Here is a 24,709-nt window from a genome sequence, read left to right as displayed (position 1 = left end):
CACACATGATCGAAAGTTCGGCTCCGGCGCGGATTGATTTTGCCGGCGGGACTCTGGACATCTGGCCGCTGTACCTTTTTTTCAACAACCCGCCCACTCTCAACGCCGCCATCGACTGCTACGCCACGGTGAGGCTTGCGCCGCGCAAGGGCAAAGGCATCGTTGTAGAATCCATCGATCTCAAGCGTCGCGAATCTTTCGCCTCTCTCGATGCGCTTCCGACAGGAGCGCATCCCTTGATCCTGATTTTAAAAACGCTGTCCTTTTATCGTCCGCGCGGCGGCATGACGATCACCACGCATTGCCAGGCCCCGGCAGGATCCGGCATTGGCGGATCGTCCGCCCTCAACATCGCCCTGCACGGCGCCTTGAACGCCTGGACGGAACGCAAACTCTCCAAAGAGCAAATGCTCCGCATCGCCAAAAGCATCGAGACTCAGGTGATCGGCGTTCCCACGGGATGGCAGGACTATTTTCCCGCCCTGTACGGCGGCGCCCTTTCCGTCCGCCCTGATTTTGATGGCGTGGGACGCGAACGCCTCCCCGTTGATCTGCGCGAACTGTCGCGCCGTTTTATCCTGTGCTATTCAGGCGAGCCCAGGAAATCCGCGATCAACAACTGGGAAGTCATGAAACAAGCCGTGGACAAGAAGGCTTCAACGCTGAAGCGGCTCGACCGCCTGCAAAACATCGCCAGAAATATGGAAGCGCTGATCGCCAAGGGACGCTGGAAAGAACTCGCGCTCGCCCTCAACGAAGAAGGAACGGCGCGCAAAGCCCTCGCCCCCAACATCGCCACCCCGGAGATGAACCGGCTCATCGCCCAGGCAAAACGCGCGGGCGCCAAAGCCGCCAAAGTCTGCGGCGCGGGCGGCGGCGGGTGCATCGCCTTCATGATCGACCCCCATTCCCGCAGCGCGGTGGAAAGCGCATTAGAGAAGGCCGGCGGACGTTTGCTCCCCTTCCGCTTTGTTCGGCGCGGATTGCAGGTTCGCCGTACTTAAGCGCTTTTCAGAAAAATCGCTCGGGTATATAATGCGAAAATGAGATCGTTACGCCCCATCGAATTCAAGTTCATCGTATCCGCCTGTTTGATCCTTACGCTGGCAGGGGCCGCGCTCATCAATAATTTTCACGCCCCGCCCGAAGAAGGCCCTCTGACTCCGCCCATCGATTCGCCCGACGAAGCCGGTCGTTACATCCAAATGGCTTCGCAAAATTTTTTCTACCATGAATACGACGAGGCGCTGGAAAACTATCAGCACGCCATTCAGATTCTCGAAGCCAGGGGGGATTTTCGCCGGGCCGCCAGGCTTTACGAATCCATCGGCGATGTGCATAAATTTTTTCACGACCTTCAGGCCGCTGAAGAAAATTATATTTTCGCGATCGATTACCATGCCCGTATCGGCGACACAATTGGCGCGGGAAAGGCGATGACGCATCTTGCCGAATTGGAGATTGAAAAAGGCGCGCCGGATAACGCCGAAATCTGGTACGTCAAGGCGGTGGACACCGTCAAAACGCTGGAACCGAGCCGCGCCCAGGCGGAGGTTTACGAACGTCTCGGTCGCTATTACTGGAACGCCAAACGCGACGCCGATGCGCTTCCCATCATCGCACGGGCGCGCGACATCTTCGCCGCTCTGAAACATCAGGCCGGCTACGACCACATGGCGGCTCTCATCAAAGCGGTCAAGAGCCGACAAAGATCGCAACAGCCCGGCTGAGCGATTTTCCACGGGAAACGGTCGATCTTAAACCCTGTCGCCTTTTATATTTTAATGATGGGAATTATTCCCACTCGATGGTGCCGGGGGGTTTGGAACTGATGTCGTAGACGACGCGGTTGACGCCGCGCACTTCGTTGATGATGCGGTTGGAGATACGACCGAGCAGGTCGTAAGGCAGGTGCGCCCAGTCGGCGGTCATGCCGTCGGAGCTGGTGACGGCGCGCAGGGCGACGACATCTTCGTAGGTGCGGTTGTCTCCCATCACGCCGACGGTTTTCACCGGCAGGAGCACCGCAAAGGATTGCCACAGGTCCAGATAGAAACCCGCGGCCTTGATTTCTTCCAGGATCACCTTATCCGCTTCGCGCAGGACGTCCAGGCGCTCTTTCGTCACTTCGCCCAGAATGCGGATCGCCAGACCGGGGCCGGGGAAGGGTTGCCGTTGAATGATCTCATCGGGCATGCCCAACTCTCTTCCCATCTGACGCACTTCGTCCTTGAACAGTTCGCGCAGGGGTTCCACCAGTTTCATATCCATTTTTTCAGGCAGTCCGCCAACGTTGTGATGCGACTTGATGACAGCGGAGGGGCCGCCCTTGTGCGATACCGACTCGATGACGTCGGGATAGAGGGTGCCTTGCGCGAGAAAATCGAAATTGCCCATGCGCTTGGCTTCCTTCTCAAAAATTTCGATGAAGACGTTGCCGATGATCTTGCGTTTTTTCTCGGGATCGACCACGCCCGCCAATCGCGACAAAAATTCCTCCGCCGCGTCGATCACGATCAGGTTGATCTTGAAATGATTGCGAAAGGTCTGTTCCACCTTGTCGCGTTCGCCCAGACGCAATAAACCGTTGTCGATAAAAATACAGGTCAGGCGATCGCCGATGGCTTTGTGGATCAAAGCCGCCACCACGGAGGAATCGACGCCGCCGCTCAAAGCGCACAAGACCTGAGAGCCTTTGGTTGTTTCCTGAACGTCGGCGATGGCGCAGTTCACCAGCGAATCCATTTTCCAGTTGCGCACGCAAGCGCAGATCTTGAAGAGAAAATTTTCGATGACCTGCTTGCCTTCCGCCGTATGCACCACTTCGGGGTGAAATTGCAGACCGTAAATTTTTGCGATGGGATCTTCAATCGCGGCGTTCGGCGAATTGGTCGTGAAGGCGGTGGTTTTGAATCCCTTGGGGAGCTTTGAAATTCGGTCGCCGTGACTCATCCACACCGTGGACTTGTTGCGCACGCCTTCGAACAGGTGAGAAAATTCGGTGATCATCAGTTCCGCCCGACCGTATTCGCGTTGCTCTGCGGGATCGATCTGGCCCTGCAGAATGAAGGTGATCAACTGCATGCCGTAGCACACGCCAAGAACCGGGACCTTCATCGAAAAAATACGACGGTCGCAAATCGGCGCTTCCGGTGCGAAAACGCTGGCCGGGCCGCCCGACAAAATGATGCCGCGCGGTTTCATCGCTTCGATTTTTTCCCATTCCAGCGTGCAGGGATGAATCTCGCAATACACCTCCGCTTCGCGGATTTTTCTGGCGATGTTCTGCGTGTACTGAGAACCGTAATCGAGAATCAGGATTTTTTGATCGTGCAAAGGGTCTGTCATGGCGCAAGCATGTCCGCTCTTGTGCATCCGGAGCCGACGGGGGAGAAATCTATTTATTCAACATGATAATTCGGGGCCTCCTGGGTCACGATCACGTCGTGAACATGACTTTCCCTCAACCCCGAAGTGGTGATACGAATGAAGGTGGCGTCGTTGCGAAGCGCGTCAATGTCTTTGGCGCCGCAATATCCCATACCGGCGCGCAATCCGCCGAGCAACTGGTGTACGGTGAAAGAAAGCGAACCGCGAAATGGAATGCGCGCTTCCACGCCCTCCGGCACCAGCTTGCTTTCGGAAAGGCCGCGGTCCTGAAAATAACGCTCGCTGGAACCTTTGCTCATCGCCGCGATGGAACCCATGCCGCGATACTCCTTGTAGCTTCGACCTTGAAACAGAATTTTTTCTCCGGGGCTTTCTTCCGTCCCCGCGAACAGGGAACCGATCATGACCGTAGATGCGCCAGCGGCGATGGCCTTGGTGATCTCGCCCGAATTCTTGATACCGCCGTCGGCGATGATGGGAATATCTTTTTTAGAGGCGGCTTTCACGCATTCGGAAATCGCTGAAATCTGCGGAACGCCCACGCCGGTCACAACCCGCGTGGTGCAGATCGAACCGGGACCGATGCCGACCTTGACCGCATCCGCGCCCGCCTTGATGAGCGCGTTCACCGCTTCCTGGGTGGCGACGTTGCCGCCGATCACGGGCAGATCGGGGAAGGCTTTCTTGGCGCGGCGCACCGTTTCCAACACGCCTTCGGAATGGCCGTGGGCGCTGTCGATCACCAGCACGTCCAGCCCCACTCGCATCAGGGCTTCAATATGTTCTTCAGGATCTTCCTTGACGCCCAGCGCGGCGCCCACCAGCAAACGCCCCTGATCGTCCTTGGCGGCGTTGGGGAATCGTTCGGAGTTTTCAATATCGCGGATGGTGAGCAAGCCTTTCAGATTGCCGTCCTTGTCGACCACCAGTAATTTTTCAATGCGTTTGTCGTGCAGGAGTTTCTTCGACTCCGCCATCGACGTGCCTTCGGGAATCGTCACCAGTTGGGTGGTCATGAGACTGCTGACCGGCTTGTCGAGATTGGTTTCGAAGCGCAAATCGCGATTGGTGACAATGCCCACCACGCGCTTGCCCTCGACCACGGGAATGCCGGATATATTGTATTTTTGTTTGATTTCGATGGCTTCTTTGATCTTCTGATCGGGCTTCATCGTGATGGGGTCCGGGATCATCACGCTCGTCGCGCGCTTCACCTTGTCCACCATTTTTCTCTGATCGCGCGGATCGAGGTTGCGGTGGATGATGCCGATACCGCCTTCGAGAGCCAGGGCGATCGCCAGCGACGCTTCCGTCACCGTATCCATTGGCGCGCTCACCAGAGGGCAGTTGAGGGTGATCTGCCGGGTCAAGCGCGCTTTCAAATCGACATTGGAAGGCAATACCTTGCTGTGTGCGGGCAGGAGCAGGACATCGTCAAAAGTCAAATAGGTTGTAATCTTGTCTGGATCAATCATGGGGTCAACGAAGAAAAAATGGAAAGTTAGAATAGTATCATGCTGATCCTCAGGATCGCATAAAAAATCCCGCTTTTATAAAATTTCTCGTCGGGGGCGCGTTCGGCGCCTGCAAATCCCGCCGGGATAAAAGAAGCCCCCCTTTCATCAAGTTTGGCGAGAAATGCGGGTTAACTTGAAGAAAGAGGGGCTAGAGACCTGATGGCATACAGGTTCTAAATTTTTAAGATCACGAACAACCCGAGGTTGCCCCGCAAGTCATGCACTTCATGCAGGTTCCGTTGCGCACCAGCGTTAAGGACCCGCACTCGGAGCAGGGGTCGCCTTCGTATCCCTTCATTTTGGCGATGGCGGTATTAACAGCCGCGCCTTCCGACGCAGAAAGAGTGAATACTTTTTGGGCCACCGCTGTGGCTCCGTTTCCAACGGTTTTTTGAGCGCCGTTGCCGCCGTTGCTACGAAATCCGTTTCCATTGGTCGGGGCTGGCGTCGGCGCCGGAGTTTCCCTGGGAGCTTCCACAACCGCCGCGCTGGTTTGAGGCGCCGGGCTTTCGCTCACAACCTCGGGACCCTCGCTCTGAGAACCGCCGCTTTCCGTCTTGCCGATGGCGTCGGCGCGGATGTCTTCCGGCGTCACCTGGGCCAGATCGGTGCGGCCGAGATAATTGATCGCCAGATCGCGGAAGATATAGTCGATGGTCGAGGTGGACATGGTGATGCGCTGATTGCCGGAAACAAAACCGTTCGGCTCAAAACGGGTGAAAACGAAGGCTTCGACAAATTCTTCCAGCGGCACTCCATATTGCAAGCCCATCGAAATGGAAATGGCGAAGCAGTTCATCAAACTTCGGAAGGCCGCGCCCTCCTTGTGCATGTCGATGAAAATTTCGCCCAGCGTACCGTCTTCGTACTGCCCGGTGCGCAGATAGAGCTTGTGTCCGCCAATCACGGCTTTTTGCGTGTAGCCGTCGCGTCGATGCGGCAGGGCGCGTCGCTTGCGCAGAACGTCGACGATCTTTTCAGCGACCTTGACCGGATCCTTGCCCTCAAAATCCTCTTTATCCAGAGCCTTGAAGGCCTCCCCGGCAACGCTGTTGAGCGGCTGGCTGAGCTTGGAACCGTCGCGATAGACCGCCGTGCCTTTGAGCATCAATTTCCAACTCAGCATATGGGCTTTTTCCACATCTTCGAGCAGAGCGTCGTTCGGCATGTTGATGGTTTTGGAAATCGCTCCTGAAAGGAACGGCTGGCAGGCCGCCATCATGCGAATATGCGCTTCGGGTTTGATGAAGCGCGTTCCGTACTTGCCGCACTTGCCGGCGCAATCAAAAATGGAGTAATGCTCCGGTTTCAGATGCGGGGCGTTTTCTATCGTCATCGTTCCGCAAATCACATCGTTGGCTTTTTGAATCTCGTTCGCGGAAAAGCCCAAAGCCTTCAGCATGTTGAAGTCGAAGCGATTGAGCTCTTCTTCTGCAAGACCGAGCTTCTGCATGCAGAAATCCTCGCCCAGCACAAACTTGTTGAAAGCGAAGGTGATGTCGAACACCTTCGGCAATTCCGCCTGAATTTTGTCCAGCGCCTCGTCGGTGAAGCCCTTGCTCTTCAAGGCATCGCGGTTGATATGCGGCGTGTCCTGCAAACTTCCGGTGCCCACACAATATTGAACGATATCGCTGATCTGCGGCGCCGAATAGCCCTGCTTGCGGAGCGCGCCGGGCACCGAATGATTGATGATCTTGAAGTAACCGCCGCCCGCCAGTTTTTTATATTTGACCAGCGCATAGTCCGGCTCGATGCCCGTGGTGTCGCAATCCATGAGCAGGCCAATGGTTCCGGTCGGCGCGATACACGTGGTCTGCGCGTTGCGGTAACCGTGCTTTTCGCCCAGCGCGATGGCGCTTTTCCATTCCGACTGAGCCGCTTGCAGGAGATAATCCGGACAATGAAGACTGCTGATTCCCTGCGGGAATACGGTGAGACCTTCGTAGGCCTGGGGTTCTGCGTTATGCGTGGCGCGTTGATGATTGCGCAAGACCCGCATCATGGCTTTTTTGTTCTTTTCGTATTCTTTGAACACGCCCAATTGCGCGGCGATCTCCGCCGACATGGCGTAGGAAGCCCCGGTCAGAATCGAGGTCAAGGCCCCGGCAATCGCCCGGCCTTCTTCAGAATCGTAGGCGATACCCATGACCATGAGCATGGCGCCCATGTTGGCATAGCCCAGACCCAGCGTTCGGTAATCAAAACTTTTCTGCGCGATCGCCTTGTTCGGGAACTGCGCCATGATGACCGAAATCTCCAGCGTCAGCGTCCACAACCGGCAGGCGTGGCGGTAATGCTCGACCTTGAAGCGACCCGCCTCTTCGTCGTAAAAACGAATCAGGTTGATCGAGGCCAGATTGCAGGCCGTGTCGTCGAGGAACATGTACTCCGAGCAGGGATTGGATGCGTTGATGCGACCGCCCTCGGGGCAGGTATGCCATTCGTTGATGGTCGTATCGAACTGCAAGCCCGGATCGGCGCTCGACCAGGACGATTCATTGATTTTGTCCCACAGCTCGCGGGCGCGCAGGGTTTTTGAAACGGCGCCGTCGGTGCGTCGCGTCAGCTTCCATTCTGCGTCGCACTCAACCGCCTTCAAAAAATCATTGCTCAATCGAATCGAATTGTTGGAGTTTTGACCGGAAACCGTGATGTAGGCCTCCGAGTTCCAGTTCGTGTCAAACTCTTCAAAATGCACCGCCGTGTAGCCTTGCTTGGCGAGCTGGATCATCCGGTAGATATAGTTTTCCGGGATGTAGGCGTCCTTCGCATCGCGCACTGCTCGGCCCAATTCCTTATTGCGCGTCAGTTCAAAACGATCTTCCTCTTTGACGGAAGTATCGCAACTGGCTTTCATGATTTCTTTCAGATGTTTTCTGCAAGCCTGACTGCCTGCCGCCAGCGCCGCTACCTTGCGCTCTTCCTTGACTTTCCATTCGACGAATTCTTCGATGTCCGGGTGATCGGCGTCCAAAGTCACCATTTTCGCCGCGCGTCGCGTGGTGCCGCCGGATTTGATGGCCCCTGCGGCGCGGTCGCCGATTTTAAGAAAGCTCATCAATCCTGAGGACCGCCCGCCGCCCGATAAAGGCTCGCCGGAACCGCGCAGGGATGAAAAATTGGTTCCCGTACCCGAACCGTATTTGAACAGGCGCGCTTCCTGACGCCATAAATCCATGATGCCGCCTTCGCCCACCAGATCGTCTTTGATCGACATGATGAAGCAGGCATGCGGTTGCGGGCGCTCGTAAGCGCTGCGCGATTTGGTCAACTGATTCGTTGCCGGATCGAAATAATAATGCCCCTGAGAGGGCCCTTCAATGCCGTAAGCCCAGTTCAAACCGGTATTGAACCATTGCGGCGAATTCGGAGCCGCCAACTGACGGGCCAGCATGTAGCACATTTCATCGAAATAAGATTTCGCAAGCTCTTCGCTGGCGAAGCATTTGTTTTTCCAGCCCCAATAGGCCCAACAACCGGCCAGACGGCGGAACACCTGACGCGCGTCCTGCTCTGAGCCGAAGCGGTCGTCGCCTGGCAGACCGATCAGCGCATCCGGGTCTGGCTCGGACCTCTGCAACCATTCGGGAACGCCCTCTTCCGCCACTTTTTTCAACCGGGCCGGAATACCCGCCTTGCGGAAGTATTTCTGCGCCATGATGTCGACGGAGACCTGCGACCAGAAGTCTGGCACCATCACCCCTTCAATCGAAGAAACGACAGACCCATCGGCGTTGGTAATCTTTGATGTTCTTTCGACGAACCGTATCCCTTCAAAGGGATCATTTTGTTCTAAAGTGAATTTCCGATGGATTTGCACAGACACCTCCGCAATGTTTCTTAACTGGATCTATTTTTGTTTTATATGAGTTGAATTGCCGTACTTTGCAATGAGTAGGTATATCTCCATAACGCAATATTCTACAACATCTTGCGACGGATCATTACGATATACACAATATATGGGGTTGTCAACGAATTTTTGATCAATTTTTCGGGAGCCTGATAACTCGGGATTTTTAAAGGACTAACGCATACCCGGTTTTTTTCCCCAAAGCGATTTTTTTGCCTGTGAAAAACTATCGGCGCCCCGGTCCTCCAGCCATTTTGCGACTTTATCAGGCGAGCGCCCGAAATCCCGCTATTTTATCAGGTGAAAAACTGGTGGAGAAATAAAACCTTACTTTTCAATAGGTTCTATTTTTACTTTTCCGATGAATTCCATCAGGTGAAACGAGGTATTTCCCTCTTCCAGAGACAATTTAAGATGCGTCGCATCCACCCGGTTTTGTCCCATTGTCGGGTCCAGAGCTCGCCATTCTCCGACATACACTTCCGGCCAGGCGTGGTACAGGAAACCGCCGTATTTCTCCGAATAAACCAGGCCGTTGGCCATCCGCGTGGGGATTCCTGCGGCGCGCGCTATGGCCGTGAACAGGTAGGTGTGCGACTGGCATTCCCCCTTGCGCGTACGCAGAGCGTCCAGCGCCGATGCGGAATCAGACAGGGTTTTCTCCAGATTATTGTAAACCCAGGCATTGATTGCCTGCGCCGCCTCCCAGGCGCCGTCCTCGTCGGCGATCAATTCCTTCGCCAAGGCCCGAATCATGCCGTGTCGAGACTGCACTTTGACCGTATCCTCCAGATAAATCTGCAAGCTTGCATCCTCAATCGGAAAACCCGGACTGGAGCGCGGCCCGGAAGCCGACTCGGAGATCACTCGCAGTTGATAAACAAAATCTTCCGCCTCCACCTCGGTCTGCCTGACTATTGTTTGCCGCTGATCTTCGGGAATCAGGTTTTTGCGACGCAAACCGCTGATCTCATAACGCGCTGAAAATTTACTGAATGGATCGACAATGGGCCGACGCGGCTTGACCAGACTGAGGGTGATGAGACTGCTGACAGAAACCGGTTCGCCCGCCATGTCCAGCGCCTGCTCCTCGGTTTCCACAACGGACACGAACTGATTGGGAGTGGTCTCCTTCAATACTTTTCCGTCAGGCGTGATCCATATCTGACTTTCCATGCCGCCCATACGCTGGCGCACGACGAAGGCTTTATGGTTCTCGTCATCAAACAACAAATCCTCGCGGCGCAGGATTTCATATTCCAGCGTCTGCAACATCTGGAACGATTCCATGAACAGGGAAACCGTCCCCTTGCGGCCAGGAATCAGTCCGTCCTCTGCAATTTTTTGCAAATAATTAGCGGAAACAAAGAATTCGGGCTCCATGCTGATTGATTTTGTTCGATCAAAACCTTCGCCCTGCACGCGATACTCCAAACGTCCATTGACGACTTCCGCATGGATTTCCTGTCGCGCGCCCATGATTTCCTGTAACAAATAAAATCCCGCAAGACTGCCTTTTGAATCGAGGCGCGTTTCCTGAGTGAATATCGTGGTCTGGTCGACTCCTTCCGAAACAAAGCGCACATAGGATTTGGAATACATCGAAGCGCCGTCCGCCTGCTTTTGCTCGCGCACATGTGTGAAGCCGACTTTTTTTCCCTGAAAATAAATTCCCAGCCAGTGATCATCCAGCGAATCGGCGGTCGGAGCCGCGCTGGCCCCGCCTAAAAACAAAATAAAACAGCCGAGGAGACCTGCTATCAACACGCGCTGTTTTCTGTTCCAAATCATTTATGAGTTCCCTTTGCCTTGCGATACAATGACAACGTTGCGACCAAAAACGCTCGAATCCTTTCAAAATTCCATTTTGAAATACCCATTCTGCCGCATCAACGTTTGTTAGAGGATACAATGCCGACTTCAAAACCAAAAATTCTTTTTCTCTGCACCGGCAACTCCTGCCGAAGCCAGATGGCGGAAGGCTGGGCGCGTCACCTGAAAAGCGACCGACTGGAAGCGCATTCCGCCGGTCTCGAAGCGAAGGGACTGAACCCGCGCGCCGTTCAGGTGATGGCGGAAGCGGGAGTGGATATCTCCGCTCAACGATCACAGACGATGGACGATTTTCTGCAGATCAAATTTGATCACGTCGTCACCGTATGCAGTCACGCGCACGAAACCTGCCCGGTCTTTCCCGGCGGGGCGCGAATCACGCATCAGGGTTTTGACGACCCGCCGCAGTTGGCGCAGTCGGCGCAAAGCGAAGAGGAAGCTCTGGCGCATTTTCGCCGCGTGCGCGATGAAATACGATCTTATATAGAAACCCTGCCTGAAGCGTTGGAGAAATGACCGTGATGAAGTTATTAAAATTTTCGATTGGGATCTGCTGCGTTCTTTTGCTGTCGGGCGGCGCGAGCCAAAGCTTCGCCGAAACGGACCGGCTGAAAGTCGCCATCGTCGGCGACACCGGCATTGGCGAGCGGGCCTATCACCCCGGATTCGTCGCCGTTCAAAAGGCGATGGTCGAGCAGAAACCGGACCTGCTGATTCACCTTGGAGATTTCGCTTATCAACCCGATCTGTTCCCCTCGACCTGCGATTCCAAATACATCAAAGAAATTAAAGAAACGCTGGTCGACCCTTTTCCTGAGCGTTTGTTCGTCGCCGGCGACAACGATCTGGACCCGCACAAATGGAAGCCCAAGGCTTCCGGATGCTGGAAAGACATCGCCGCGATGGGCGACAGTCTGGAACGCAATGCGCCAAGAGAGCGCGAAGGCCTGTTGTCGATAGGCCCGGTTCTGTTCGGCCTGATCGACGGCTACCCCTGGGAGAACCCGGAGGCCTGGCTAAAACCGCATATCGATCGAGCGCGAGCGAAGGGGCAATGGGTGATCCTCGCTCATCACGAACCGGCTCTCACCACCGCCTGGTTCCTCGACAAACAGGAAAAAGAACTGAAGCAGATTGGGGCGCTTGCCGCCGACCTGGTTCTATCCGGTCATCAACACTCTTACGAGCGTTTTCACCCTTTGAGCCTGCAGGGTGATTCGCTGATCGCTCATAAAGAAAACGCGCCGGTCTACCCGCAGGGCGTCGGCGCAATGCATATCGTCAGCGGCGGAGGCGGAGCCACCTTCAAACCCTTTGCCGACATGCAGGGTCACCCCGAACGGAGCGCGCCGCCGGAGGTCTTTCAAGCGCTGGCTAAACGCGCTCTGATGAACCACTTTATTATTCTGGAAATCACGAAGGAAAAAATTGAAGGGACGACCTATCAGGTCTGCACGGATGAGGGGGACGGCAATCCGCGATGGAAACCGCGCAAGGATTTCTGGAAAGAAATTCGTTTGGATTGCGATGGCAAGACGCCGGGGACTTACGCCTTTGACCGCTTTGATATCAAACGCTGAACCGCCGGAAAAAAAATGCCCCGGTCCTTTGGGCCGGGGCGAGCAACATCAACCTAGAATTTTATCAACCTCGTCGATCATTTCTTTAACGTCTTCGGCAGATTTATCCACAGCCGCTTTCTCTTCAGGCGTTAATTTCAATTCGATGATCTCCTCGATTCCAGACATCCCCAGTTTGACCGGTACGCCAAAGAAAATATTACTCCAGCCATACTCGCCGTCCAGATAAACCGTACAAGGCAAAATCCGGCGCTCATCCAGCAAAACTGCTTCCACCATTTTTGCAACCGACGCGCCAGGAGCCAGAAACGCGGAACCCTTTTTGAGAAGGCCCACGATTTCCGCGCCGCCTTTACGGGTTCGATCGACCAAGCGGTCGATTTGTTCCTGAGTCATCATATCCGTGATGGAAATGCCCGAAACCGTTGAATAACGCGGCATGGGAACCATCGAATCGCCGTGTCCGCCAAGAACCATCGCATCGACGTCGACCAGAGAACAATCGAGTTCCAGAGAAATAAAGGTGCGAAAACGCGCCGCATCCAGCACGCCCGCCATGCCCATGACCCGGTTTTTGGGAAGGCCGGAAACTTTTTTTGCGATATAAACCATAGCGTCCAAAGGATTGGACACCACAATGATCAAGGGATTGGAAGAATACTTCATGATCTCTTCCGTCACGCTTTTTACAATATTTGCGTTGATGGCCAACAAGTCTGTACGACTCTGGCCCGGCTTTCTCGGAAGCCCGGCGGTGATGACCACCACGTCGGAATTCGCCGTGTCTTTGTAGTCATTCGTGCCTTTAACGATACTGTCGAAAACCTGCAAACAACCCGACTCTTGAAGATCCAGAGCCTTGCCTTGCGGCACGCCTTCGATAATATCGATCAATACCACGTCGCCAAGATTTTTATAAGCCAGCAGTTGAGTGACTGTAGTGCCTACCTGTCCGGCGCCTACAACAGTGATTTTTTTTCGCATGAGTCTGACCCGCCTCAATGAAACGCAACCCTGTAAGGAAAAGGTTGCATCCTGTTAGTTCCTACTGCAATTTTTAATTAGCTTGCTTCCAACTAAAATCCGCCGCCTTGCTACAGATAACGGAGAAACAAACCTTCGGTTCTTATTTCAAAAAAAAAGGGGGGGATAAATTATCCCCCCCTTGAATCGTAACGCAACAACCCGACTATTTCCCCAGACTGTCCAGAATCGCATTGAACGTTGTGCTGGGTCGCATCGCCGCGCTGACTTTCGTCGGATCGGGTCGATAATAACCGCCAATGTCCTTGGGTTGACCTTTAGCCGCTTTCAGTTCGCCGATGATCACATCCAGCTTTTCTTCAAGCGCCTTGGCGACGGGAGCGAATTTTGCTTTCATATCCGCATCGTCATCCTGAGCCGCCAGTTCTTGCGCCCAGTAAAGAGCCTCAAAAACATGGGTGCCCGCGTTGTCCAGTTCGCCGACTTCGCGACCAGGCGATTTCTTATTCTCCATCAATTTGCCCGTGGCCCGATCCAGTGTGTCGGCCAGGACTTGCGCTTTCGCGTTGCCTTTAGTTTTGCCGACATGGGCAAGCGATTCAGACAGCGCGAGGAACTCGCCGAGCGACTCCCATCTCAGATGACCTTCTTTGACAAATTGCTGAACGTGTTTCGGAGCCGAACCGCCGGCTCCAGTCTCGAACAACCCGCCGCCGTTAATCAAAGGAACAATGGAGAGCATTTTTGCGCTGGTGCCCAATTCAAGAATCGGGAACAAGTCGGTCAAATAGTCTCGCAGAACGTTTCCGGTTGCGGAGATGGTGTCTTTGCCTTCCTTCGCGCGCTGAAGCGCGTGTTTCATCGCATCCACCGGAGCCATGATATCGATGTCCAAACCGGAGGTGTCGTGATCTTTCAGGTAAAGATTTACTTTTTCAATGATCTGCGCGTCATGCGCACGGTTCTTGTCGAGCCAGAAAACAACCGGGGTGGCCGATGCGCGCGCGCGATTGACCGCCAGTTTGACCCAATCCTGAATCGGGATATCCTTAACCGAGCAACTTCTCCAGATATCGCCAGTTTCCACCTTATGCTCCAGCATCGTCTTACCAGCGCCGTCGATCACTCGAATCACGCCGTTGCCAGCCGCTTCAAAGGTTTTGTCGTGAGAACCGTATTCTTCCGCTTTCTGAGCCATCAAACCAACGTTAGGAACGGTGCCCATGGTGGTCGGGTCGAACTCGCCATTCTCGCGACAGAAATCAATCGCAGACTGATAGATGCCCGCGTAACTGCCATCCGGGATCATTGCCTTGGTGTCATGCTCTTTGCCGTCCGGTCCCCACATCTTTCCAGAAGTGCGGATCGCCGCCGCCATGGAAGCGTCGATGATGATATCGCTGGGAACGTGCAGATTGGTGATGCCCTTGTCGGAATCCACCATCGCCAGTTCCGGACCGTTTTTAATGCAGGTCTGGATATCCGCTTCGATTTCAGCTTTCTTGTCAGCGGGCAGATTTGCAATTTTAGCGTAGACGTCGCCGAGACCATTGTTCGGGATGACGCCCAGCTCTTTAAAAGTAGCCGCATGTTTGGTGAACACGTCTTCAAAGAAAACGGTGACCGCATGCCCAAAAATGATCGGGTCGGAAACCTTCATCATCGTGGCTTTCATGTGCAGGGAGAGCAGAACGCCTTCCTTTTTGCACGCCTCGATCTGCTCCTTGAAGAACTGGCGCAGAGCTTTGCAACTCATAGCGGTTGCGTCCACCACGTCGCCTTTGTCAAAAGCGACTTTATCTTTCAATACGGTGGTTGATCCGTCGTCGCCAACAAACTCAATGCGGCCGTTACCAGCCATCGCATCGGTGATCGTGATCGACTTTTCATTGGAACGAAAATCGCCGCTCGGCATGTTCACGACATGGGTTTTGGAATCTTTCGACCATTTGCCCATTTTGTGAGGGTTGTTCTTGGCGTAATTCTTGACTGAAGTGGAAGCTCTGCGGTCCGAATTGCCTTGTCGCAGGACCGGATTCACCGCGCTTCCCTTGACCTTATCGTATTTGGCTTTGATCTCTTTTTCTTCGTCGTTCTTGGGGCTTTCCGGGTAATCAGGCAGGTCGTAGCCCTGTCCCTTAAGCTCATTGATCGCCGCTTGCAACTGAGGAATCGAGGCGCTGATGTTCGGCAGTTTGATCACGTTTGCATCAGGCGTCTTCACGAGTTCGCCCAGCACAGCCAAATCATCTTCCTGTTTCTGCTCTGCCGTCAATCGCTCCGGAAACTGCGAAATGATACGTCCTGCGAGGGAAATATCCTTGGTGCCCACGTTAAGACCGGCGACTTTGGTAAACGACTGAATAATGGGGAGGAACGAACCACTTGCGAGTTCTGGAGCTTCATCAACCTTGGTGTAAATGATATCTAACTTGTCTGACATATGTTTTCCCTAAAAAATATCCTTAATAAGACATATTTAAAAAGACCAAAAAAATCTCACTTTCAATTTTTTTAATTTTTCAAAATATGCATGATTATATTGCAAAACGAATTGGCTAAATTAAATGATTTTTGCGCATATTGTCAAGTAAATTCAGGGTAACTGATTGTGATAATTGAAGAGATTTAAAGGGCATCGCGATTGCCAGAAGGGGCGCTTTGATGTATGCTGTCGGCTTTATCATTTCCGCTCACATCATGTTTGATTTTGCGCATCCTGTCCGCCGCAGGTCGCCTCTATGATTCCTATTTGACTTCATGACTCATTCGATCAGCCATTATCAATTCGGCATTGATTTTTCGCGGGCTGGGGATATCTCCACCGACCTCAGACAGCGCAACGAGTTTTTCAAGAAGTTCAAAGGCCTGCTCAAAGAGGAACACGAAAAAATCCTCGTGTGGCATCGGCGCGGCGCGGGCGGACGCGAAGTGATTCAAGCTCATACCGGACTCATCGACGAAGCCTTGCGACATATCATCACCTCGCTGGCCTCCAATGAAAGCTACGCGCGCTTCCCCATACTCAAGGAATTCGCCCTGATCGCTGTGGGCGGCTACGGTCGCGGCGAGATGAATCCGGCCTCGGACATTGACCTGCTGTTCCTGCGTCCAAAGAATATCCTCAAATCCACCGACCAGTTCATTCAGGACGTGACTTCCATCTTCTGGGGCGTCGGTCTCGAAATCGGACAGAGTTGCCGAACGATCAAAGACTGCATCAGTCTGGCGGAGGAGGACATCACCATCAAAACCTCGATGATCGATACGCGCTACCTGATCGGCGACCGTGCGCGCTACGATCTGTTTCGTCGCTCCTTCCTCAAAAATGTACTGAACAAGAACATCAAGGGATTCCTCGAAGCCAAGGCCCGCACGCCGGGCAACGTCAACCTGATCTCGCACGAAACGGTGACGGCCTACCCCGAGCCAAATATCAAGGAAGGTCCCGGCGGCTTGCGCGATTACCATTCGGCGCTGTGGGCGGCGGCGGCGCGGTTTGGCTGTGTGTCGCTCCGGGAAATCGGCAGAGAGGATGTGGTGACTCCGCAAGAACTGGATTCTCTGGACAGTTCCCTGAACTTTATCTTCCGGGTGCGCAACGAACTGCACTATATAAAGAAGCGCAAAAGCGATACGCTCTCCCACGCCCTGCAAAAAAAAATCGCACTGAACCTCGGTTATTCCAGCGACCGGGAGCAGACCTCCGTCGAAACTTTCATGCGCGACTATTACCTGCACGCCACCAATATCCAGAATATTTCAGACTCGATTTTTCAACAATGCCTGGCGCCGAAACGCGCCATTCGCAAGGTGATCCATTCTTTGACCCAGAAATCACTGGGCGACGGCTTTCTTTCTTCCGGCGACACCCTCTCCTACAGACGGGACGAACTGGGCCGCGCCAAGCGCAAAAAAAAGAGCCTGGTCTTTCGAGCCTTCGAGTTATTGATTCATAATGATCTGGAACCGGAAACGCAACTCAAACGTCTGATTCGTCTTGAAATCGAAAACATGGAGGACGAGCAGTTTCAGGAAGGCGTCGCGCAACGTCTGCTTGTCCAGGCGCTCAAAAGCGATCAGGCGGAAAAACATTTAAGGTCCCTGCATGAAACCGGGGCTTTGGCAAAACTCCTGCCTGAATTCGGTCAATCCGTCTGTATGGTGAGCTATGACTTCTACCACCATTTCACCGCCGACGAGCATTCCATGCGCAAAGTCGGGTTTCTGGAGGAGTTGGGTTCTCAACAATTGAAGCACCTCAACCTGCTGGCGAAAATTTCAGCGCGGCTGGAAGACAAGGTGCCCTTGAAAATGGCGTTCCTCTTGCAGTTTGCCCATCAGTCCAAACTTCCGGATCGGGCCGGTCTGGAGCAATCTCGCGGGGAATTGAAAGACCTTCTGCCTTTTGAAGACTGGGACCGCGTGCGCTTTTTGCTCAACAATCAGTTTGAAATGATCGAGACGGCCCTGCATCAAGACATCCATCAGCCCGCAGTGGTGCAACGTTTCGCTCAGAAAATGGGGTCGCCCGAACGGCTGGACATGCTGTTCCTGTTCAGCTATTGCGAGCTTCGCGCCGTGGCGCCGAGCGCCTGGACCTCTTACAAAAACGTACTCCTTGCGGAGCTGTACCACCGCGCCCAGGCTTATCTGAAAGACCCGGCTTCGCTACAACAACAGCCGCAGGCCACGCGCGACGAGGTCTATCGCGATTTGAACTGGGAGTTCACGGCCTCGCAAATTGAAGAGCATCTGCGGCAGATGCCGGATGACTATCTGGCGACCTGCAATTCGGTGGAAGTCGCCCTGCACATGCGCCTGGGGCGCTCGCTCGAATCGCAATCCTTCGTTTTCGATCACTACCCCAACGCGGAAGGCGCCTACCACCAGATCACCCTCCTGTGCGAGTCGATGGACGGGGCCTTTGAAAACCTCATCGGAGCCTTGACCTCGAAGAGCATGAATATTCTCGGCGCGCGCATTTTGCCGAGCCTGAACGGCCGGGTTTTCATTTCCACGCTGGTAGAAGATTCTGAGTACCTGAGGAACCAGCCAAACATCTGGAGTCGAATCGAAAAAGATTTGGACAATTTGATTTCAAAACGCGTCAATCTGCCCGACCTGTTAAAAAACCGAACCCGTTTCGTCGAAAAAAAAGCTCCTGAAATGGGCATCGTACCCAAAATTCAGATCGAAAATCCCGTCGACGAGCCTTACAGCATCGTTCGGGTGGAGGCGCGCGATCACATGGGCATGCTCTATAAAATCGTGCGCCGCTTTGGTCAGTTCAATATCCAGATTCATCGCGCCATCGTTTCCACGCAAGGCGGGCGCGGCATCGATATTTTTTACATCTCGCATTTTGGCGGAAAAGTCGCGCGCCCTAACTTCATATTGCGGATCAAGGAAAGCGTCATTCAGGGCTTGCTCCATAAATCTTTGGAGGATTTGTAGGCGATGCCCCGGCTCGCACGACTCGTCCTGAGCCTGACGGCGGTTCTGTTCCTGCAATCACCTGCGCTGGCGGAAACGGAGTTGGAACAGGGCCAGCGGCTGTTTTCGAAACATTGCAAGGTCTGTCACGGCGAGCAGGGCGATGGGCTGACCTTTGCCGCCAATGCGCTATCGCCGCCGCCGCGCAACTTTCTCACTGAAACCTCGCGTAAGGAATTGACCCGGCAACGCATTCTGGAATCCATCCAAAACGGACGCAAGGGAACCGCAATGATGCCCTGGAAATCCGTTCTGACTGAAACGGAAATTCAAGCCCTCGCAAGTTATATCAGAATTCGATTGATGGAAATGAAGGAATGAAAAGAAGCGCCGACTCTGGAACGAGTCGGGAGCATCGAAGTGGATTCTAGAAGCGCAACGAATCCATCGCCTCGTAGTGCGAATCGGCAAGGTAGAGCTGGTCTTCGTAATTCAGTTTGTTACGACGCAGATCGAGCGTTTTCAGGCGTCCCGTCCATTGTTTGCTTTCCAGCGCGTTGAAGCCACGTCGCGTGATCAGATTGCCGTTGAGAAAGAGATTCTCCAGCCCCGGGAGCGAATTTGATTCTGAAAGGGCAACCATCCCCCGGTCGGTCATGAAGGTATCCATCAGCTTGAGCGTCTTCAAATTCTTGAAGTCGCCAGAACCGGACAGGTACGCGACGCCTTTATCGTTGATGTCGTTGGCGCTCAGATTCAGTTCTTCCAGTCCCGTCATACCCGCGCGGCTCAAAGCCAAAGCGCCCAAATGCGTGACGCCGTTATTTTCCAGATTCAGCGTCTTCAATCCCGTCAGGGTTTTGCATTCCGCAAGACACAGAGCGCCCTTGTTGCGCAGGCCGTTGCTCATGAGGTTCAGGCGTCGTAAATTTTTCAGGTGCGGCGAGGCGATGAGCGCCGAGACGCTGCGGTGGTCCAGCCCCGTATTCCGCATCTGCAGGAATTCGACATCCTGCAGGCGTTCGGACCGCGCCAGAGCGACGATGCCCTTGTAGCCCAGAACCTGGTCGTTCAGGTTCAGTTCGCCATTCTTGAAATGGTCTTTGATCAGAATGCGCACATGCAGATCGAGCAGGATGCTTTCCGAAGCGCGCCCGAAATTGTTGTCGCGCATATACAGGTCGACAAGGCTTTTCAGATGCCTGGATTGCGCGATCGCTTTGGCGCCTTCATCGGCGATGGAATTCGAATCGAGAAACAAACGCTCCACGTTGGACAGAGTCGGAGATTGCGCCAGACTGCGCGCCCCCGCATCGCCAATCTGGTTCCAGCCCAGATTGATTTCCTTGAAAGGAGCGAAGGCTCCGGCTTGCATCCATTGCGCTATCGTAGCGTCGCCGATTTCATTCTTGCGCAGATTCAATACGCGCAGGGAGGTATTCGCCGCGCCATCAGGGAATTTAGTGATTTCATTGCAACCGACCCGGTTCATTTCAAACGACAGCCGGTTCAATTGTTTTAAAGAAGAGGATTTGATCAGATGCAACGCGCCGTCGTCGCCCACGCGGTTGCTGGTCATGCTGAGCGTTTGCAGATTGGGCAATTGAGTTGAATTGGCCAAGGCGATCGCTCCGCGGTCGCCGATCCGGTTCGCGTCTAAAATCAAATGCACGATATTGGATACGGTGGAACCTTGCGCCAGAATTTCCATGCCCTTGCAGGTCAGCTCATTCCAGCTGAGAACCAAATGCCGCACGCGACTCATGTCCTTGCATTTGACCAGAAAAGACAATCCCGCATCGCCCAGACGTTCGTAACTCAGATCAAGCAAACCGGTGCTTCGGTCTATCTTATCCCGTATCAATCGGACGAGATACAAATCGCGTTCGCTAACTTCCATATTCAATAACCCTCGGGGATTTCCGGGTAGAGATCCGCTTTGACCGTGCTCAACTTCTGCAAGCGAGGCGACTCGCGCAGGAGTTTCAAGGCATCCGGTTCTAATTTGTTATACATGACGTGCAATTCTTCGAGACTTTCCAGCCCCCTGGCTTGCGCCAGCGCTTCCAGACCCGCCGCGCCAATGCGGTTGGAATCCAGATGCAGAATTTTCAGTTTCGACAAATGTTCCGACTCTGCCAGCGCAATCGCCCCGGCGTCGCCGATGCGGTTGAACGACAAATCCAGCGTCTCCAGACGTCGCAGGCTCTCAGACTCTGCCAGCGCAATCGCTCCGGCGTCGCCAATGCGATTCGTATAGAGACTCAGGTAGCGCAAACGGGTCACATTGGCAGACTGCGCCAAAGCCTTCACGCCGTCGTCGCCGATGCGGTTCTCATAGAACCAAAGCTCGCGCAGAGAGGCGAACAATTCCCATTCCGCCAACTCTTCCATTCCTTCATCTTTGATGTTGTTTGAATGGAGGTATAGAACTTCCAGCCCTTCGACCTGAAGATTTTCGACCAGTTCGACGCAGATTTCGTTATTTATTTTTCGGTTGGAAAGATCCAGAACCTTGCGGTCCTTGCTCAAACCCCGCCGCAACCACTTGCGGATATAGGATAAATCGTCTGACATATTAATTTCGTATTTGGGTAAAAGAGCCATTGTATCGTTGCTGGGCAAAATGTAAAGCGGGAAAACAGTTCCCCCTGCCAAGCCCGACGATTCTCCTGCGCTTCCCGCAGCCAATTTTTCCGGTCATTTCCCTTCCTCCGCAGGCCAGGGCGCATGCTATGCTGTGGAGATGAAACGGCAAGCCCTGTCCCGCACTGCGATCCTGATCCTTTTCTGCCTGTTTGTCGCCTCCTGCACTCCTGAAAATGTGAAGGAGGAACCGGCCTTTCGACTGGCGCTCCGCGCCGAACCGCCGACTCTCGACTGGACGCTGGCCACCGACAGCATTTCGTTCAATGTTCTGACCAATATCATGGAGGGACTGACGCAGTACAACGCGCAACTGGAACCGCAACCGGCGATCGCGAAACGCTGGGAACTTTCCAAAGACAACAAGACGATTCTTTTTTATCTGCGCGACGACGTTTTCTGGAGCGACGGCAAGGCGGTGACGGCGGAAGATTTCGAATACGCCTGGAAACGCCTGCTCAACCCGGCGACTGCGGCTCAATACGCTTACTTCCTGTTCGATCTGGAAAACGCCGAGGAATACAACGCGGGCAGAATCAAAGACGCTTCAAAAGTCGGGGTGCGCGCGCTCGGCCCTCAATTGCTGGAAGTGAAACTCAAAAAACCCGCCGTCTATTTCCCCAGCATCACCACTTTCATGGTCACCTTTCCCCAGCGCCGGGATATCGTCGAGCGCTACGGCGACCGCTGGACCGACCCGAAGCATATCGTCACCAACGGTCCTTTTTTACTCTCCGAGTGGCATCATGAATACAAACTCGTCCTGCGCGCCAACCCGGGATATTACGATTCGCCGCCCCGGATCGACCGCGTCGACCTCTACGTTGTGGAAGAACCCACCACCGCGCTGACGCTCTACGAAACGGGGGAACTGGACATGATCGAACTGGCTCCGGTGGCGATCGAGCATTACAAGAACAGCCCGGAGTACCAGAACATGCCGCAACTGAGAGGCTATTATTACGGCTTCAACGCGCTAAAAAAACCCTTCGACGACGCGCGCGTTCGCAGAGCGCTGGCGCATTCCATTGACCGTTCAAAAATTCCGCTCATTCTCAAGGGAGGCGAAGCGCCTTCGGCGTCCTGGATTCCCAAAGGAATGTTCGGTCACAACCCGGAAATCGGCGCTCACTTTAATCCTGAACTGGCGCGACGCCTGCTGGCTGAGGCGGGATTCCCCGATGGACAGGGCTTCCCGAAGGTCGCCGCCATGTACAACACCGGAGACATTCATCGCCTGATCGGAGAGTTTCTGCAGGCGCAGTGGAAACAACATTTGAATATAGAGATCGAATTCGACAGTCAGGAATGGAAGGTTTTTTTGAATCGCTTGCAGACCGATCCGCCCGCCATGTTCCGCCTTGGTTGGGGCGCCGATTTCCCCGACCCCGACAATTTCATGAACCTGTTCATTTCCACCAGCGGCAACAACCGCATGCAATGGAGCCATCCGCCTTACGACGCGCTGGTGGCGCAAGGTTCCGCCGTCACCGACCCAAAACAACGACTGGAAATTTACGACGAAGCGCAACGCATTCTGACGGAGTCCGAAGCGGCCATGATTCCGCTGTTCACTTCGGCAATGAATCTGCTGGTCAGGCCTTACGTCAAGGGGTTTGAAATGAACGCGATGGAACTGCTGTACATCAAGAGAATCTATCTGGAGGGAAATCGAAGCGTTACTTCAAATTCGAATGCACAAAGTCGGTGATTTTCTGGAAGGATGCCAGGAACTGAGATTCGTCATGAGGGGACACGCGAAAGGATACCGCCCCGGCATGACCGCCGCCGCCCATATAATGGCTGTTGAATGTGGAGCGTATCAAATCTTCAGCCGTGCGAAGGTCAAAACCGTCGTAATCCACCGCCCGACGAAATTTCATGAAGATGCAATCCGCGCCCTCGGCGTTCTTGCCGTTGAACACAACAGCTCCCACCTTGCCCGATTTTTCAGGAACCAGATTGACCAGGGTCGCCAACAATTCAGAGAACCAGTCCGAATTGTATTCCCGGCAACAATCCGCAACTTCGCCATAGGTCGAGTTCAAAATATTTAAAACGCCCAGGCCGTCCTGAATGGAAATTCTCGACTCCATTCGATCCAGACATTTTTGCTGTTCATCCGTCAGCTTGTCCAGATATTGCAGGATTTCTTTCGGACTGGAAAATTTGGACCACTTGGTGTCGCCAGGCCGATCCGGCGTTGCGCTACGCAGACGAGTATTTTTTTCCAGCGCTCCGCCCAGAATTTCCAGCCAGGAATCAAAATCTTTCCGATAATGAACCACCCGACCGCCCACCGTATCGCCCAGCAAACCGGTAATCAACCCCAGCAAGATATTTCTCTGCTCAAAGGGAGCTGGAAAGGAAGGATTACGACTTTTCAATTTATTCAATAATTCGCCAATGATCTCGGTGTTGGCGTTGGCCTCGCGGAAGAGATGAGCGCTATCTTCCCGAATCTGCTCGCTGTCGGCGCCGAAGTGATGGTCTATTTCGACTATGATGGGATTTTGAGGCAGGACATGTTCGGACAGCTCTGCAAAAAAAGGAACCAGCTTGGTATTAGCCGTATCGCAGAAAACCAGCGCCTCATAGGAGGAACCCGATTTCTTGATATCCTCGACATTGCGCAGAACTTCAATGCCATTATAAGCGATGATCTTTTCGAAGTAATCGAGGTTGTCGCCCAGATTCTCAGAAATCAAAATACCGGCGCGCTTGCCAATCTTGACCAGATATAATGAAAGCGACATCATCGACCCGACCGAATCGGGATCAATGTCTCCTCCAAATAAAAAACTGTCGTGGTCTTCGAAAATGGCGACGGCGCGCGCCAAATTATTTTCCCAAACGTCTCCGGTTTGCGGCAATTTCTCTGTCATAGCTAATAACACAGTCCCAATTAATTGAGGAGTAAAAATCGTTAGGCATCAAATAATTCAGTAATATATGTAAAACATTTACGCAGAAAAATCAATAGAATTACACCTTCGCTTCAATTGACATTCCGAATAAAGTTTCGCAATCACTCCGCCCCAAGATCTTTATCAAATAATTGGTTGTAGTCCGAGTCGACCCGTTCCGTTTCATCGGAACGAATCCATGAGTAACCATCGCCTGCGGCGGCGCTATCATCTTCGGCAAAATCAAAGGCCCCGGCCTTGCTTGCATCGTCTGCAATCGTGGACTGGGGCCTCAATTTCAACTGTGTGGAACCGCAACGGCAGGCTGATTTACCTTCTTCGAAAGGCGTGTCTTTCAGCAAGAGGACGCTCATCGAGCATTGTTCGCACATCGCCTCTTTATGAGTGTCGTTCAAATTCGGCTCAATAAGAGGGTCTCGGCACTGATTGCACACCAGAAAATTTCTGGGGTGGTAATCAGGATGCAAATTTTCAATGCCGCAAGCCTTGCAAAACACAAGGAGGTCGCGAGGGTATGGAGCAGCCATGGCTTATCTCATT

17 protein-coding genes are annotated in these 24,709 nt (G+C 53.7%); 7 read left to right on the top strand and 10 right to left on the bottom strand.

What is annotated here, in order from left to right:
- Positions 1-5: 5 nt before the first annotated feature.
- Together G3M78_06055 and G3M78_06050 are read left to right on the top strand one after the other, a co-directional pair.
- Positions 6-1,004, top strand: a complete 999-nt coding sequence (locus G3M78_06055) for a GHMP kinase (protein ID QPJ64972.1) — start codon at positions 6-8, stop codon at positions 1,002-1,004.
- Between the two features lie 39 nt (positions 1,005-1,043).
- Complete coding sequence (locus tag G3M78_06050; protein ID QPJ64971.1) at positions 1,044-1,730, top strand: hypothetical protein; 687 nt, start codon at positions 1,044-1,046, stop codon at positions 1,728-1,730.
- A 64-nt stretch (positions 1,731-1,794) separates the two neighbouring features.
- On the opposite strand, the gene guaA is transcribed toward G3M78_06050, so the two are convergent.
- From guaA to G3M78_06030, 4 genes are all read right to left on the bottom strand, one after another.
- Positions 1,795-3,348: a glutamine-hydrolyzing GMP synthase gene (gene guaA, locus G3M78_06045; GenBank protein ID QPJ64970.1), complete on the bottom strand. Its 1,554-nt coding sequence runs from the start codon at positions 3,346-3,348 to the stop codon at positions 1,795-1,797.
- Between the two features lie 53 nt (positions 3,349-3,401).
- Positions 3,402-4,865 carry an IMP dehydrogenase gene (gene guaB / locus G3M78_06040; GenBank protein ID QPJ64969.1) on the bottom strand — a complete coding sequence of 488 codons (1,464 nt, stop codon included), beginning with the start codon at positions 4,863-4,865 and terminating at the stop codon, positions 3,402-3,404.
- A gap of 229 nt (positions 4,866-5,094) precedes the next feature.
- A complete protein-coding gene (locus G3M78_06035) occupies positions 5,095-8,730 on the bottom strand; it encodes a vitamin B12-dependent ribonucleotide reductase (protein QPJ64968.1) in 3,636 nt (1,211 codons plus the stop codon).
- Between the two features lie 360 nt (positions 8,731-9,090).
- On the bottom strand, positions 9,091-10,554 hold the full coding sequence (locus tag G3M78_06030; GenBank protein QPJ64967.1) for a transglutaminase domain-containing protein: 1,464 nt from the start codon (positions 10,552-10,554) through the stop codon (positions 9,091-9,093).
- A gap of 120 nt (positions 10,555-10,674) precedes the next feature.
- On the opposite strand from G3M78_06030, the gene G3M78_06025 reads away from it, so the two are divergent.
- Together G3M78_06025 and G3M78_06020 are read left to right on the top strand one after the other, a co-directional pair.
- Complete coding sequence (locus G3M78_06025) at positions 10,675-11,112, top strand: arsenate reductase ArsC (protein QPJ64966.1); 438 nt, start codon at positions 10,675-10,677, stop codon at positions 11,110-11,112.
- Positions 11,113-11,117: 5 nt separating this feature from the next.
- Positions 11,118-12,176: a hypothetical protein gene (locus G3M78_06020; GenBank protein QPJ64965.1), complete on the top strand. Its 1,059-nt coding sequence runs from the start codon at positions 11,118-11,120 to the stop codon at positions 12,174-12,176.
- 48 nt (positions 12,177-12,224) lie between these two features.
- On the opposite strand, the gene mdh is transcribed toward G3M78_06020, so the two are convergent.
- Both mdh and G3M78_06010 read right to left on the bottom strand, forming a co-directional pair.
- Entirely contained in the window at positions 12,225-13,160 is a 936-nt protein-coding gene (mdh, locus tag G3M78_06015) for a malate dehydrogenase (GenBank protein QPJ64964.1), read from the bottom strand.
- Positions 13,161-13,365: 205 nt separating this feature from the next.
- Entirely contained in the window at positions 13,366-15,603 is a 2,238-nt protein-coding gene (locus G3M78_06010; GenBank protein QPJ64963.1) for an NADP-dependent isocitrate dehydrogenase, read from the bottom strand.
- Positions 15,604-15,920: 317 nt separating this feature from the next.
- On the opposite strand from G3M78_06010, the gene G3M78_06005 reads away from it, so the two are divergent.
- Both G3M78_06005 and G3M78_06000 read left to right on the top strand, forming a co-directional pair.
- On the top strand, positions 15,921-18,617 hold the full coding sequence (locus G3M78_06005) for a hypothetical protein (GenBank protein ID QPJ64962.1): 2,697 nt from the start codon (positions 15,921-15,923) through the stop codon (positions 18,615-18,617).
- A gap of 3 nt (positions 18,618-18,620) precedes the next feature.
- Positions 18,621-18,977, top strand: a complete 357-nt coding sequence (locus G3M78_06000) for a cytochrome c (GenBank protein QPJ64961.1) — start codon at positions 18,621-18,623, stop codon at positions 18,975-18,977.
- Positions 18,978-19,023: 46 nt separating this feature from the next.
- On the opposite strand, the gene G3M78_05995 is transcribed toward G3M78_06000, so the two are convergent.
- The gene (locus tag G3M78_05995; GenBank protein ID QPJ64960.1) at positions 19,024-20,496 is read right to left on the bottom strand and encodes a hypothetical protein; all 1,473 of its coding nucleotides are present in this window, start codon (positions 20,494-20,496) and stop codon (positions 19,024-19,026) included.
- Positions 20,497-20,498: 2 nt separating this feature from the next.
- On the bottom strand, positions 20,499-21,173 hold the full coding sequence (locus tag G3M78_05990) for a hypothetical protein (protein QPJ64959.1): 675 nt from the start codon (positions 21,171-21,173) through the stop codon (positions 20,499-20,501).
- A 169-nt stretch (positions 21,174-21,342) separates the two neighbouring features.
- On the opposite strand from G3M78_05990, the gene G3M78_05985 reads away from it, so the two are divergent.
- Positions 21,343-22,953: a peptide ABC transporter substrate-binding protein gene (locus G3M78_05985; GenBank protein QPJ64958.1), complete on the top strand. Its 1,611-nt coding sequence runs from the start codon at positions 21,343-21,345 to the stop codon at positions 22,951-22,953.
- Here the strand turns inward: G3M78_05985 and G3M78_05980 are convergent.
- Together G3M78_05980 and G3M78_05975 are read right to left on the bottom strand one after the other, a co-directional pair.
- Positions 22,922-24,127, bottom strand: coding sequence for a hypothetical protein (locus G3M78_05980; protein QPJ64957.1), 1,206 nt, complete (start codon positions 24,125-24,127; stop codon positions 22,922-22,924). The genes G3M78_05985 and G3M78_05980 overlap by 32 nt on opposite strands.
- A gap of 143 nt (positions 24,128-24,270) precedes the next feature.
- Positions 24,271-24,696 carry a hypothetical protein gene (locus tag G3M78_05975; GenBank protein QPJ64956.1) on the bottom strand — a complete coding sequence of 142 codons (426 nt, stop codon included), beginning with the start codon at positions 24,694-24,696 and terminating at the stop codon, positions 24,271-24,273.
- Between the last annotated feature and the right edge of the window lie 13 nt (positions 24,697-24,709).

This window comes from Candidatus Nitrohelix vancouverensis (assembly GCA_015698305.1).
Lineage (GTDB): Bacteria > Nitrospinota > Nitrospinia > Nitrospinales > VA-1 > Nitrohelix > Nitrohelix vancouverensis.
The sequence above is the reverse complement of the archived record's forward strand: the minus strand, read 5'-3'. Positions and strand labels throughout refer to the sequence as shown.